This is a genomic window from Agrobacterium vitis, from assembly GCF_037039395.1.
Taxonomy (GTDB): Bacteria; Pseudomonadota; Alphaproteobacteria; order Rhizobiales; family Rhizobiaceae; genus Allorhizobium; species Allorhizobium vitis_E.
Map to the genome: position 1 here is coordinate 1 of NZ_CP146243.1, position 13,065 is coordinate 13,065.

A 13,065-nucleotide genomic window follows, 5' to 3' on the forward strand; every position below is an offset into this window, starting at 1 on the left:
CGCATAGCTGCACTGCACAAAAATTAAGTGCAACGCGATGAAAATTCGGGCATACAGACTTCGGCTGATGCATATGGCGGCTTCTTCCCAGTTCCGCCGCAGCAGCTGTTCCCCTCTGGAGGTCCATGACCTTCACACTTTATGGGCCGCGGTTTTCCGTCGGCCCTTTTTTCTTTTTCCGAACCGGGCGTTGCGGACGCTGGAGGAAGGCGGGGCCGAAGCCCCGCGATCGTCCTATTCGAAGGCTGCCATCTGGGCCGTTGCTGCCTTTTGATCGACGGAGTTGGCGGGCTGCTCGACCGTGCGCTCGTAAGGCTTCCAGGTTTCGCCGGTGACATCCTCGTAGGCCGAGATGGCGCCTTCGGCTGCCATGCGGAGCACGTGGGCCTGCAGGCCCATGTCGGCTGCGAACTCGCGCTTGCGCTGGGCGCGGCTGTCGAAGCCTACTGGGCCGTCCAGGTCCTCGTCTCTGGTATCATTGGACAGTTTCGTGGTGAGATCGCGAGCTTCTGTGACCGCGCGGCTGTAGAATTGCCCGGCGCCGTAGGCGGAGCCGACAAACGATCCGACGATGCGCTGCATGTGGATCTGCATGGCCTTTTCGGCGAGGCCATCCTTCAGGGCATCGGCGCTTTTGATCAACTGGCCGCGGTGGAGGTCGCGGATCCCGTCGCTGTCGATGAGGGCAAGGCCGAAGCTCTCGGAGATGCGCAGTGCCTGGGCTGTATCGGGGCAGGCGTGCCTGACCATTTCGAGTGTGGTGGCGCGTTGGGATTTTGCCAGACGGTTTTTCTGGGTGGGGCGGTTGAGCGGTGCCATGATCGGATCCTTTATGAGCGATGTTTCAGCGAAGCCCGGGGTGCCGGTTGTCTTCCGGCTCAGCCCCTCGGGTGCGGGCAAAAGGACATGGGCACCAGCGGCCCGGCCCAAGGTCAGGCCATTGCCAGGAGGAGCGGGGAAGGTTTGCGGATGGTGCTGCCCGCCTCAGGCGGGCTGCAACAGACGCGGGCCTGCCCTGCGACGAGGCGATGATCCTGCCGCAACGCGGCGCGAAAGCGGCCTTTGACCGGGGCGCGCCCATGTCAGACCGCAGCAAAACCGAGGTGCTGTGCCGGCCGACGATCTGGTTCACGACAGCATGATGCAATCGCCATGGCGATCCCACCTTGGCAACGCCGCGTCACCCACAAGGGGCACTGACAAATCTCGGCCCCAAGCACACGCCATTGCAAGCCGGTTGCCCCGTGCCATGTCTTCCGCGCTTCGATCAACGCTTTATCGCACCCTCACTGTGGCCGGGCTTTCCTCTCATTTCCACCGCGCCTTCGTTTGTCGTGTCAGCTCAGCCCGCCGGAAGCGATAATCCCGCTGCCGTGCCCAGATCCTGCGATAGAGCCCGGTAAAGTCGATCACCTGATTTCGAGGTGTGTCGCTGTCTGTGAATGCGACAGTCATTGCCTCGTCGCCCAGGTCACGAAGCTGGACGGACCATCATAGGACTGGTGCTTCACTGGATCGATGACGAAGCCATGCCGGCCGATCGTGTAGTCGGAGCGCGGAACCAGAAACCGCCGTTCGCCGGTCTCGCCCCGGATCCCACCCAGCGTCGCGACGCACTCGACAAAGCCAGGCTGGTGATCGCAATTGAGGGCCGCGATGACGACCCAGTCGTTGCGGTGGAGACTCTCGAATTCCTGCCTGTCCCGCATGCGAGATTGACCGCCGTTCAGTATTGCTCCCGTGACGCGCTCGTAGGCATGAGGGAAATAGTCGCGAAGCGTGCGATCGGCCAAGCGCCGCTCATAGGCAGTGAACAGTTGCGGGAAGGCATGGGCGACCTTTGCCCATTCACAATCCTCCTCGTAGAATCCGTCGTCATTGCGATAGAGGGGATGGACGACGGCGTTGGCATTCTCGGCGAGATGGAAACCACCGTGACTGGCGGTCGAATGCAGAACGATATCGTCGGCATATTGCCGCGAGACCTGTGCCATGCCCCAAGGTGTCGATGCTCCTGCTTGTATTGTTGGCCGTTCCAATGCCCTTATTTCGGCTTCATGCACCGCTTTTTCCGCGGCCATGTCATCATGGATCTCTGCCATGACAAACTCCTTCTGATTGCTGGAAACAAAAACGCCGCCGGCATCAGCCAGCGGCGTCGGGTTCAGACTCGTTCGACCGATGCTATTCGGCGGCCTCGCGGAAACCCTCGTCGGCCTCTTCCTCGGCGACGGAATGGTCTACGAGGTCACCACCGGAAGGCTGCTCTGCGAGTGTATCGGGGTCGTCGTGGGCATCCTCCAGTCCGCTGTCAGCCCTGATGTAGCGTCCAACCCATGACCGCAGGTCCACAGTGGAAGGCGCGAGCAGCGCTGCTGGATGCACCAGCCGTCCGTCGGCAAAATGCTCGACCAATGCCCCACGGGTATCCTTCACCTTGATCCGACCGGGCACCCCCGCCGTTTCCGCGACGGCCTCAAGTGCTGCGCGTGACAGGCATGAGAGGAAGTCTTCGGTCGCCATGTTGGGCAGGAATTGATCGGCGCCGATCGCATCCCCGGCAATACGGGCCATCAGGCCGCTGTCGGAGCGATTGCGCCGCAGAGACAGGACTTCGATCAGCACTGAGCGCGCAGCTTGCAACAGTGTCTCGCGATCGAAGGACAGCTTGCCGTTCTCGCCGATCAACCGGGCAGCATGCGGCCCGCATTTCGCATGACCATAGGGATTGTCCGATGCACCGCTGGCGATGCTGACATTCGTACCGGTGAAGGCTAGAATGAGCAGAGCCATCAGCGTGTCGTCTTCGATCGGCGCACGGGCGAGTGCCTCGTGCAGAGCATCGGTTCGCAGATCACCGATCATGTCGAGACCCTTCTGGGTCACATCGGGCCGCTCTTTCGGTGCCTCGACCTCCTCTACGAGGGTTTCGACACCCTCGGCATCCTTGACCAGCCGGGCCTTCTTCACTTCGGGTATTCGGTAGGCAACCGACTGCACCGAGCCGTCGCGCGCGTTGATGTACCAGCCGGTCAGATCGCCCTTGCCCGGCTTGCCATAGACCTGTTGCGCCTTGGCCGGGAGCTTGGCCTGGCCGTATTCATTGGCCTCGATGACCGAACCACGCTTGGGCAGATTGTTGGCCAGCCATTCCTGCTGCGCTCCGAGAAACGCCTCGACGTCGGTGGTATAGCGGCTATCCTCGTCAGCGGGGGCAAACAGGTCCTCGACCCAGGTGATGCCGTAAGCCTGCGCTAGATCCTCGCCGAAGCTCGCATGTTTGGCCAGCATCCGGGTCGTGGTCAGCGCGCGGGCGACCTCCCACCAAGAGACTTGCGGATCCTGTTTCTTTGGCTTGTACTTTTTCCAGACCTCGGCCTGCTCGTCCTGACCGGCAGCCGCAATTGTGCGCAGCTGCTGCTCGTTCGGCATATCGCCACGCGCCATCTGGTCGAGCATCGAGGGCAGGATATTGGCCAGAAGCCTGAGTTTGCGGATCTGCCGACTGGGGAGCGCCAGCGCCATGGCGATCGACTCTTCGGTCCATCCCAGGGCCACCAGCCGCTCAATGGCTCGCCACTGGTCGACCGGGTTCAACGGTTCACGGGCGATGTTTTCCGCAAAGGACTGCATGGCGCCGAGATCGTCGGAGGGATCGGTTAGCAGCAGCGGGATTTCCATGAGATCCGCGGCAATCGCTTGGGCGGCGCGGCGGTGTCCGAAGACGATGATGTAGCTGTTGCCGCCTTCCGGATCGAGTTTGACAATCGGCGGCTGGACGACACCGATGGCCCTGATCGATGCGCACAACAGCGCGTCGGACTGGGGCGAAGATTTCGACTGACGGGACCGGTCGGGATTGTCTTTCAGGCTGCGGGGATCGGCTGTAATCAACTGCATGTGAATGACCTCTTAAGCTTCGGGCGGACGGACTGTCCTTGCCTCCTCATCTTCATTTCGAAGACATCTCCCGAGCCGCAGGACGGGCCGGCGGCTGCAATTGCGCCGGAGCAGACCTGGCTTGCGGGAAAGCGAGGCACACTTGCCTTGCGAGACAAGCTGGCCCGGTCTCGGCGACCGGCGCGATTGAGGGAAGCGGCAGCCGTTGGACCGTCCTTGCGAACCGGTTTCCGTCTCCTTTTCCTCCCCCATCTTTTCCTCCCCTCCTCCATCCCTGGTGATGTCACACGATTTTAAGCAATTGCTGCTGAACTCTGGCGATGACAAAGCCGCCGCGCCAAAAATCCCAGCCGCTTTTGCGGGAGACGGACGCTCCGATCCGCTCGCGGCCGCGCAAACCACGCGATCCGGCGCAGCCGCAGCTCCCTTTCGACCCGATGCCTGATCGCATCGAACCGTGCCTGGCGCTGCTGAAAGCAAAGCCGCCGTCCGGACCGGACTGGATCTACGAGATCAAATGGGACGGCTATCGTATTGCGGTTCACATCGAGCCGAATTCGGTGCGGATCATCACACGTGGCGGTCATGACTGGACCGACAGGTTTCCAGCAATCGCTGCCGCTGCGAGCAAGCTCGGCGTCGGGACCGCCATTCTCGATGGGGAAGCCGTCGTCCTTGATGCCGAGGGCCGCTCCGATTTTGGGGCGCTGCAGCGTTCACTCGGCGGACGCGGGGGGAAGCAGGCGTCAGACGATGCCATCCTCTACGCATTCGACCTGTTGTATTTCGATGGCCATGACCTGACGATGATGGAGTTGTCCGGACGTCGTCACCTGCTGGAAGACCTGATCGGCGAGAACGAGGGAACGATCCGCGTTTCGCAGGAGATCGAAGCGGATGGCGCGACACTTCTGGCGGCCGCGCGCGAGCACGGCCTGGAAGGCATCATCGCCAAGCACCGCGACAGTGCCTACCGCTCGGGCCGGCTCGGCGACTGGCTGAAGATCAAATGCATCCAGAGCGAAAGCTTTGTGATTGTCGGATACGAGCCGTCCACCGCGGCGCGCGGCGGGATCGGCAGCCTGTTGCTCGCAGCGTATCAGGGCGACGCGTTCGTCTATGTCGGTTCGGTCGGGACGGGCTTCAAGGAGAAAGATGCCATCAAACTGCTCCGGATGCTGGACACGTTGAAGACCAAGCGTGCTCCGGTTGCCGTCGATAAAAAGGAGGCCGTCTTCGTTCAACCGACTTTGATTGCCGAGATCGAATATCGTGCCTGGACCGACGACGGCAAGCTGCGGCATGCCTCGTATAAGGGCCTGCGGGAGCTGCAGGACAACGCGGCGATCTACAAACTCGGCGAGTAGCGTCCGAAGGTCTCAAAACGAAAGGGCGCTCGACCCTTTCGGGGAGCGCCCTTCCAACCCGGACAGCTACGCACGCGCGGCAATCGCCACTGTGAGGCAAACCATCGAAACGGGTGATGGCCTATAGATGTGTATAGGCCGAGCCCGTTTCAAGTGACGGTGAATATGCCGCTGTTTACGCGGCTTCCTGGCGATCCTCCTCTGCCTCATCGGCGGTTGCTGCCAGATCCCTTTCGATCTCGTCCAGTTGGCTCAATTTGAGTTCGAGCTCGGCTTCGAATGAGAAGCTCTCTCCCAAACGCGGTGTGTAGGAGGCGAGGCGACGTTTCGCATCGGCGAGCCGATTGCGATAGTTCTCGCGCTCATGTTCAAACCCACCAAGCGCATGTTCGAGCCGGGAGATCGCGCCGATCGGGGTCGTGGTCACGGCCAAGTCGATCTCGTAGTCGCCACCAGTTCGTTGAAGCAGCGTGTCGTAGCGATAGCTATCCTTGCCGAACCGTTCGCCCCGATAGGCGAGATCGAAGCCGCCGATCGTGGCAATGATCACCTCGTTCTCCTGCTGAAGCTGAACCAGCGTCAGGATTTCCTTCATCAGCGCGCGGCCAGCGAGTTTGCGCTCGTCGAATGTATCTTCGCCAACTTGCATGACAAAGGCGTCGCCAGATGTCGGGACCAGCCGCTCGATATCCTTTTCCACATCCTCGATCCGGCGAGTGGAAAATTCGATATCCCGTTCGGCGTCGCGGATCTGCCGCCGGATCGCGTGCTGATCATCGATATGGGCGGCACGCAGTCGATCGAGACGGGCGATCTCGGCCTCCAGCCCGGCCTTCTGCATCAGACGCTCGTCGCCTGACGCGATGGCCTTGGCCATGGCGAACTGATTTGCCTGCCCCTCGCCCATGTCCTCCAACCGGCGCACGCTTGTGTCGCCCGACAGGGCCGCCGCAATGAACCGGGCCTTGCGCTCGTTGTTCTGCCACATGGTGGCGTCAAGTGAACCAAGCGTCGCATAGGCAAAGACATCGACCTCGTCATGCTGGTTGCCCTGGCGAATGATCCGGCCCTCGCGCTGCTCGATCTGCGATGGCAACCACGGCACATCGAGGTGGTGGAGCGCCTTCAGCCTTGCCTGGACGTTGACGCCGGTGCCCATGGTTTCCGAGGACCCGATCAGTACGCGGATCTTGCCGGCATTGAAGTCGTTGAACAGCCGCTGCTTGGCATCCGACTTCTTGTAGTCCTGCATGAAGGCGATTTCGGAGGCCGGCACGCCAAGGCGGACGAGCTCATCGCGGATCCATCGGTAGGCAGAAAAGCCGCGGGATGCCTCGACATTGATCGTGCCGAGATCGGAGAAGATCAACTGGCCGGCGCCCGGCCGGTCGAACGGCTTGCCGTCCTTACGGCGGTATTCCGCCTCCCCCGTTTCCTGCCAGATCCGGTGGGCATTGATGACAAGCGCATTCAGCTTGTTGGCGGTCTCGTTGCCCATGGCCTGATCGACAAGCCTCAGATCGATGGCGGCGTGGCGGCCATCGGTGATGACCGAGAGCAGGATGTCGTCACCGGGCTTGGCCAGCCCGTCGCGCATCTCGATCGCCTTGATGCGGACATCTAGCTGTTTCTGATAGGTTTTGAATGCCGGCGTCGGTTCGGCGGTGACGATCTGGCGCTTGCCGCCAGATATCTCCGGCACCTTCACATAGGTCCTGAGATCCGCCGGCAGCACGACGTCGGCAAACGACCGAAACATGGCGATCAGTTCCGGCACGTTGACGAACTGGCTGAAGCGCGTGACCGGCTTGTATTTGCCCGATGGCTGCAATTCGAGTTCGGTCGAGGTATCGCCGAAGGTCGATGCCCATGCGTCGAACTCGTGCAGAACACGTTCCGACAATGCTGCCGGATCCATCATCCGCTGCACGGAAAACATCTCGCCGAGCGTGTTGGTGATTGGAGTGCCCGACGCCAGCACCAACGCCCTGCCCGGGTTTTTGGTTTCGATAAAGCGGGATTTGACAAACAGGTCCCAGGCGCGCTGCGAGCCGTTCGGATCGACACCGCGCAGCGTCGACATGTTGGTGGCAAACGACAGCTTGCGGAACTCCTGCGCCTCGTCGACGATGATCTGGTCGATCCCAAGCTCGGAGATGGTCAGCAGATCGTCTTTACGGGTGGCGAGCGCCTCCAGCCGTTCCTTGTGGCCCTCCTTCATGCGCTCGATGCGCTTGCGCGACAGCCGATCCTGGCTATCGACCTTGACCAGCAGGTCCTCGTAGAGCTCCAGTTCGTCCTGGATCATCTGCGCCTCGAACGATGAGGGAACGGATATGAACCGAAACGCCGAATGGGTGATAATGATCGCATCCCAGTTGGCGGTCGCCGCCCGTGACAGGAAGCGATGGCGCTTCTCCCTGACGAAGTTCGTTTCGTCGGCGACCAGGATGCGGGCATTGGGATAGAGCGCCAAAAACTCACGCGCCGCCTGCGCCAGGCAATGGCCGGGCACGACCAGCATCGCCTTGTTGATCAGCCCGAGGCGTCGTTGCTCCATGATGGCGGCAGCCATGGTCAACGTCTTACCGGCGCCGACGGCGTGGGCAAGATATGTGGCGCCGGCGGAGATAATTCTCCAGATGCCGCGTTTCTGATGACCGTACAAAGAAAAAGCGCCAGAGGCGCCGGGGAGTTGCAAGTGATCGCCGTCGAAGGATCGCGGCGCGATGTTGTTGAAGGTGTCATTATAGACGCGCGCCAGCCGGTCGGTGCGATCCGGATCGGACCAAATCCACGACTGGAAGGCCATCTTGATCTTGGCGAGCTTCTCCTTGGCGGCTTCCGTCTCCACCGTGTTCAGCACCCGACGTTCGGTCTCGCCGTCGCGGACCGTATCGAAGATCTGCGGCACGGACGAGTTCAGGGCGTCGGACAGAAGCTGTCCGGCATGGCGGCGATGGGTCCCCCATTCCGTGGTGCCAGCGGCCGACCATTCCAGCTGCCGCGCATTGACCGTCCAGGTCGCCAGTTCCGGTAGGTGGTGGATGGAGATGTCAGCCTCCATGGTCTCCTTGACGAAGGCGACGACATCGTCGGCGGGAATCCACGGTGCGCCGAGACGTGCGGTGATATCCGAGGGCCGGAGATCGACCGGCTGGACGCGCTCCAAAGCGGCTACGTTTCGCGCGAAGACTGGATCAAGCTCGGCCGCAGCGCGGGCAGCAGTGAGCTTCGAGCGGACTGCGCCGGACAGATAGGCATCGGCCATCTGCCAGGAACCATCGGACGGGTCTTGAAAGATCGCGTCCCCCAACTCATCGATCACATCGCCCACGTCACGATGCAGCAAATCGGCGATATGATCGGGATCGACACGCCCGCGGTCGTTGAGAACAACCGCGAGCGCATCGAGCGCAGAGGTAATTATAGGTGCCGGAGGCGGAGCGATGACGCGTTCGGTAAAGATCGGACCGGGTTTGGCGGTGTTGGTCTCCAGATCATAGTCCTCGATCGAGGCGACCAGCCAGCAATCGGGATCGTCGAGGAAGGGCGCAAGGTTCGGCCGGCGATGGACTTCCCTGACCTCACCGGTTTCCGGATCCTCCGATGTCGAAACGGATGTGAAGTTGATCGGGCCGAATTCGCGCATGAAGCTCGACCAGGCGATGCGAAGTGCGACCTGTGCCTGCGTCCAGGGCTGGTCGCGCTCCTGAAGCTTGAGGATGAGCCGGACCGCGTCGCGGATCGGGATCAATTTGCGGATAATAAGGGCGTGTTTGGCGAAGATGCCGTCGGTGCTGCGACCTTTCCTGACCTCGACAGGAACAGCAACACCGTCCACCACCTGCATCAAGGCCGTCGCCTTGCCGATGAAATAGCTGCCTTCGCGAACTTTGGGATCATCCGGGCGCTCTGCCATGGCTTCCGCGACTTCGTCCTCAAGAGCGAAGTCGATTGCCGAAGGCTCGCCGTCGTAGACCCCGGCCGGGAGCTGACTGATTGCGGCGTTCAGGTTCGTTTCAAGATCATCACCGATCGGGAGGCATGTGTAGGTTTCGCCGAAGGGACCTGACGTAATCGCATGCCGTCCCAGCACCATGTCGGAATGATCGGCGAACCACCTGTTGATACGGGCGCTGTCTCCCTCGCCTGCCGCCTTTGCATCCGCGAGATCGAGCCAACTGCTGTCTCCAGCCGGCTCGTCGGCGCGGCGCTTCCGGAAGAAGAGGATATCGACGACCACATCCGTGCCGGCGTCCGCGCGGAAACTGCCTTCGGGAAGGCGGATCGCGCCAACGAGATCGGCCATGCCGGCGATATGTTCACGGGCGCGGGCGTCAGCCTTGTCCATCGTGCCGGATGAGGTCACGAAAGCAGCAAGCGCGCCGGGCTTTAGCCGGTGGATGGACTTGGCGATGAAATAGTCATGCAGCCGCAAGCCAAGAGAGCGGAAGGCTGGGTCACTCTTCACCGTCCTGTCAGAAAACGGCGGGTTGCCGATCGCCAGATCGAAATGGTCGGGCAGGTCGGTGCGGGCAAAATCGCCGGTGACGATTTTGGCACTGGGCTGCAGCAGCCGGACGATGCGGGCGGTGACGGGATCAAGCTCAATACCGGTGACATGGATCACCTTGGAGAGAGCATCCGGCATCAGCGCCGGAAACATCCCCGTGCCAATCCCCGGCTCGAGGATTCGTCCACCCTTGAACCCCATGCGGATCAGGCCCGACCAGATGGCACGAACGATAAACTCCGGCGTGAAATGGGCATATTGGGTGCAGCGCGCCAGCGACGCGTAATCATCTGGCGCAACAGCACTTTCGAGATTGCTGCCGAGCTCCTCCCAGCCTTTGCGAAACGCCTCGTCGCCCGGACGCCGGAATATGCCGTTGGCCAGATCAGAGGCGCCGAAGCCGGTGAACTTGATCAACCTGGCCTGCTGGTCAGGTCGGGCAGGCAGGCCGTGACGTTCGATCTCGTTCGCCAGCAGGATGGCGGCGATATTGTCACGCGCACGGTCGCGCCAAGATTTTGCGAGACCGCGAGAACCCTCCAGCCGAAAATCGACCTTCTCCCGTATCTGCGGCGTGGGCTTCGGTTCTTTGCGGACCGGAGCGGCTGGTGCCGGCGTCAAGGGCCGGGGGTCGATATCGGTCGCGAAGTCTGCTGCGAAACCCGTCAAGCCGAGATCGAAACCGGATGCGAGAGCTGTATTGCCGAATAGGTCGACAGCGAAAGGATCGTCATGCGCCATTGGTAAACTCCTGTGAGTGGGCGCGCCGAGGCACACTCGCGGGAAGAAGCGGTGTTGCCAGGCTGCGGATGGTGGAGGTTTGGACGTGAAGACTGCCGTCAGGCAGCTATGGTTTCCGGCAGAAGACGGAATTGCACCGGCAGTTTGGCGGCGATCTCCTCGTCGGTCAGATCGGCAAGAAGCTTCCAGATTTTGCCCTGGGCAGAGGGATAAACGAGCACGATCTGGCGATTGCGCAGATCGGCTGGAAAGCGAGCGTCGGCATAACCACGGAAATCCGGACCGGTCGCGCTCCAGATATGATCGAGCTTTTCCTGTCGGTTCATGGCACGCACCGGACGGGATTCGCGGGTGATGATCTCGGCACACATGCGGTCGGGTGACTGGCGATCGCCCAGGTCGCAATAGCCGTGAAACCATCGGGATCGATCATCGATCGTCAGTGCAAAAAACACGCTGGTGACGCTGGCGGCCAGAAACTCCCGCATGGCGAACATGTCACTGCGGTAAAACAGCGGAGGGAGGATCTCGAACATGCGGTCGTGGTCGGCTTCGGATATCTCGAACCACTCACCGACATAACGCGTGCCGGAAATACGGTCATCGTTGAATGGTGACTGGCTGTGGCGGTTGAACAGGGCGTACATCTCATGGCGGCTGGCCACGCCTTCGAACACCTTACGGATGGTGGGAGGATTGAACATCTGCGGCTCCTTCGGGGTTGCGACTGAAGCGAAGCCTGATCGACCTCTCTGTTCAGTCCTTTGATCACCCCTCCTCAGCCGGCGCCTCGCGAGCAGCGGGTCAAGGGCCGCCGTAAGGCGGGCGGCAGCTTCACCCTTGATGCGCTGTCCGCGTATGCGGCAGCTCTCCTCTCTCCCTTCTCTCCTTCAATTCCTCATTCCAATCCTCCGATTCCGGCCTCAGCCGCGAGAAGTCACACCCGGCGCATTCCGCCATCTGGCGCAGACGATCGGCAAAGACCTCACCCTGAACATTGTTTTCGGTCGCCGCCACCAGCCATGCGCCTTCCCCGGAAGCCAGGTTTTCCAACGCGAGCGCGGTTAGCGGCGACCACCCGCCGCCGGTGCTGACATAGAGCGTGTCGGATCGTGTCTGCTCGATCGCGGCCAGGCTGAGCGCATCGATCGCCGCCTCCGTCACACAGATCCGACGGGCATCCACCTTTCCAAACCGGAAGAGCGCCTTGGCGCCGCCGGTGGAAAACCCGCGCCAGTCCGGACCGCGCTCCTCCCAGCCGATGACGGCGCCAGCCTCATCGACATGTTTCGCCCACATCGAGCCATATGGGCCTTCTCGAAGAACGTCCGCCTCGATCGCCGCGGAGATGACTTGCCATGGCAGCGCCGGCATCGCTGGAGGTAAGTCCACGTCGCCGATCCGCGCCACGGCCGTTTTCGGTGGTTCCAGCGGTCAGCGACCGCAGCCCCTGTTTGGGTTTGACGGAGAGGCTTGTCCCAGGTCGGTGCGGTGGGCTGAAACGCGACGAGATCGCTGACCACCGCCAAGGCCTCGGCAAAGCCGATCCCATGGAGATAGCTTGCGAGCGCGAAAACGTCGCCCTTGGCGTCTGAACGTGCATCGAACCAGCCCCTGTCATCATGGATGACGATGACGATGTCATCGTCGCGCCGGAATTTTACCGCCCGGCGCGTGCTCTCTTTCGTGTCTATCGCGAAGTCTTCATGCTCGAGGACGGCTGCGCAGCCCACCAGGGCGCGCAGCTGCTCGATCTCATTTTTTTCCATTTCACTTCCTTTAGCCTTCCTGACTTTTCGGACTGGCAGCGCCCAGGCCGCGAAGATGGAAGCGCGCAAGGGCGCGGTTCGCAATGTGCAGATCTGCTGGGAAAGCTCGCGGCGAAGCCTCCCTTGCGCGCGCATCAGCGCAAGCGGCACGCCTTCCCCCGAAGGGGTGATCGGCTCAATGAGCCGATCCGTAAGCAAATGGATCGTATTCGTTGATGATGGCGTCTTCGTCGCCGTCATACTCGGCGGAAATCATGACGCCGATCTCGCCATCCACCTCGAAGAGGATGACCGGGACCATCAGGGTCCGGGCAAGATCGAATGCGTGGTTTTGTGCGAGGCTGAGATCCGACATGTGAGGCTCCATCCGTTGGCGGGGCCGATCCCCGCTCGATGGCGCCCGTTCGATCCGGGCCCGGCCGCGGTCACCGCGCAGGCGTAGCCGGAGAGGTCGCAGTAGCTGCGAACCCCGTGCGGGTTTACCGTCCAAGGACGGGACTGGATTAGGGATGCCAGACAAGAGAGCTGGGTTTGGCAACGCCATTGGCTGGAGTGGATTGGTATTCGATCTCGCCGCACTGACCTTCGTCCGGATCATCCGGACTGCCATCAACCGGAATGAAGTGAAAATAGGGAACGGCTTTGTCTTCCAATGTGAGACTTAGGCGCATAGCGTTCGATTTGTCGGACAGGTGTTCATCGATCGCATCATGTGCCATGGCACACAGGGTGAGACTTTGGCATTGCGTTTAAGACGCAACGAACGAAGCGC

General features: G+C 61.5%; 10 protein-coding genes and 1 pseudogene. 3 read left to right on the top strand and 8 right to left on the bottom strand.

Features of this window, described 5'->3' with window-relative positions; all coding sequences use genetic code 11:
* Positions 1-234: 234 nt before the first annotated feature.
* A complete protein-coding gene (locus tag V6582_RS20540) occupies positions 235-819 on the bottom strand; it encodes a hypothetical protein (protein WP_349508972.1) in 585 nt (194 codons plus the stop codon).
* A 20-nt stretch (positions 820-839) separates the two neighbouring features.
* On the opposite strand from V6582_RS20540, the gene V6582_RS20545 reads away from it, so the two are divergent.
* Positions 840-1,142 (top strand): hypothetical protein, encoded by a 303-nt coding sequence (locus V6582_RS20545; RefSeq protein ID WP_143051701.1) that lies wholly within the window; start codon positions 840-842, stop codon positions 1,140-1,142.
* A gap of 309 nt (positions 1,143-1,451) precedes the next feature.
* Here V6582_RS20545 and V6582_RS20550 read toward each other — a convergent pair whose 3' ends face one another.
* Together V6582_RS20550 and V6582_RS20555 are read right to left on the bottom strand one after the other, a co-directional pair.
* Complete coding sequence (locus tag V6582_RS20550) at positions 1,452-2,102, bottom strand: DUF7007 domain-containing protein (protein ID WP_070150034.1); 651 nt, start codon at positions 2,100-2,102, stop codon at positions 1,452-1,454.
* A gap of 82 nt (positions 2,103-2,184) precedes the next feature.
* Complete coding sequence (locus V6582_RS20555) at positions 2,185-3,900, bottom strand: ParB/RepB/Spo0J family partition protein (protein ID WP_156634935.1); 1,716 nt, start codon at positions 3,898-3,900, stop codon at positions 2,185-2,187.
* A 320-nt stretch (positions 3,901-4,220) separates the two neighbouring features.
* Here V6582_RS20555 and ligD point away from each other — a divergent pair, with 320 nt between their 5' ends.
* On the top strand, positions 4,221-5,267 hold the full coding sequence (gene ligD, locus V6582_RS20560) for a non-homologous end-joining DNA ligase (RefSeq protein WP_070150032.1): 1,047 nt from the start codon (positions 4,221-4,223) through the stop codon (positions 5,265-5,267).
* Positions 5,268-5,442: 175 nt separating this feature from the next.
* Here ligD and V6582_RS20565 read toward each other — a convergent pair whose 3' ends face one another.
* The 3 genes and pseudogenes from V6582_RS20565 to V6582_RS20575 form a co-directional block, all read right to left on the bottom strand.
* The gene (locus tag V6582_RS20565) at positions 5,443-10,524 is read right to left on the bottom strand and encodes a helicase-related protein (protein WP_156543425.1); all 5,082 of its coding nucleotides are present in this window, start codon (positions 10,522-10,524) and stop codon (positions 5,443-5,445) included.
* A gap of 98 nt (positions 10,525-10,622) precedes the next feature.
* Positions 10,623-11,228 (bottom strand): DUF1419 domain-containing protein, encoded by a 606-nt coding sequence (locus tag V6582_RS20570; RefSeq protein ID WP_156543424.1) that lies wholly within the window; start codon positions 11,226-11,228, stop codon positions 10,623-10,625.
* A 130-nt stretch (positions 11,229-11,358) separates the two neighbouring features.
* Positions 11,359-12,257: pseudogene (locus tag V6582_RS20575) on the bottom strand (DUF3991 and toprim domain-containing protein).
* On the opposite strand from V6582_RS20575, the gene V6582_RS20580 reads away from it, so the two are divergent.
* Positions 12,147-12,509, top strand: a complete 363-nt coding sequence (locus V6582_RS20580; protein ID WP_349508982.1) for a hypothetical protein — start codon at positions 12,147-12,149, stop codon at positions 12,507-12,509. The pseudogene V6582_RS20575 and the gene V6582_RS20580 overlap by 111 nt on opposite strands.
* Here the strand turns inward: V6582_RS20580 and V6582_RS20585 are convergent.
* Both V6582_RS20585 and V6582_RS20590 read right to left on the bottom strand, forming a co-directional pair.
* Positions 12,469-12,648 carry a hypothetical protein gene (locus V6582_RS20585; RefSeq protein WP_156587883.1) on the bottom strand — a complete coding sequence of 60 codons (180 nt, stop codon included), beginning with the start codon at positions 12,646-12,648 and terminating at the stop codon, positions 12,469-12,471. The genes V6582_RS20580 and V6582_RS20585 overlap by 41 nt on opposite strands.
* A 148-nt stretch (positions 12,649-12,796) precedes the next feature.
* Positions 12,797-13,012, bottom strand: coding sequence for a hypothetical protein (locus V6582_RS20590; RefSeq protein WP_349508973.1), 216 nt, complete (start codon positions 13,010-13,012; stop codon positions 12,797-12,799).
* Between the last annotated feature and the right edge of the window lie 53 nt (positions 13,013-13,065).

What these genes read in the sequence shown, in the direction of transcription:
- V6582_RS20555 (WP_156634935.1), bottom strand. Translation starts at nt 3,900, where the DNA reads ATGCAGTTGATTACAGCCGATCCCCGCAGCCTGAAAGACAATCCCGAC.
- V6582_RS20545 (WP_143051701.1), top strand. Translation starts at nt 840, where the DNA reads ATGTTTCAGCGAAGCCCGGGGTGCCGGTTGTCTTCCGGCTCAGCCCCT.
- V6582_RS20585 (WP_156587883.1), bottom strand. Translation starts at nt 12,648, where the DNA reads ATGTCGGATCTCAGCCTCGCACAAAACCACGCATTCGATCTTGCCCGG.
- V6582_RS20550 (WP_070150034.1), bottom strand. Translation starts at nt 2,102, where the DNA reads ATGGCAGAGATCCATGATGACATGGCCGCGGAAAAAGCGGTGCATGAA.
- V6582_RS20565 (WP_156543425.1), bottom strand. Translation starts at nt 10,524, where the DNA reads ATGGCGCATGACGATCCTTTCGCTGTCGACCTATTCGGCAATACAGCT.
- V6582_RS20570 (WP_156543424.1), bottom strand. Translation starts at nt 11,228, where the DNA reads ATGTTCAATCCTCCCACCATCCGTAAGGTGTTCGAAGGCGTGGCCAGC.
- V6582_RS20580 (WP_349508982.1), top strand. Translation starts at nt 12,147, where the DNA reads ATGGATGACGATGACGATGTCATCGTCGCGCCGGAATTTTACCGCCCG.
- V6582_RS20540 (WP_349508972.1), bottom strand. Translation starts at nt 819, where the DNA reads ATGGCACCGCTCAACCGCCCCACCCAGAAAAACCGTCTGGCAAAATCC.
- ligD (WP_070150032.1), top strand. Translation starts at nt 4,221, where the DNA reads ATGACAAAGCCGCCGCGCCAAAAATCCCAGCCGCTTTTGCGGGAGACG.
- V6582_RS20590 (WP_349508973.1), bottom strand. Translation starts at nt 13,012, where the DNA reads ATGGCACATGATGCGATCGATGAACACCTGTCCGACAAATCGAACGCT.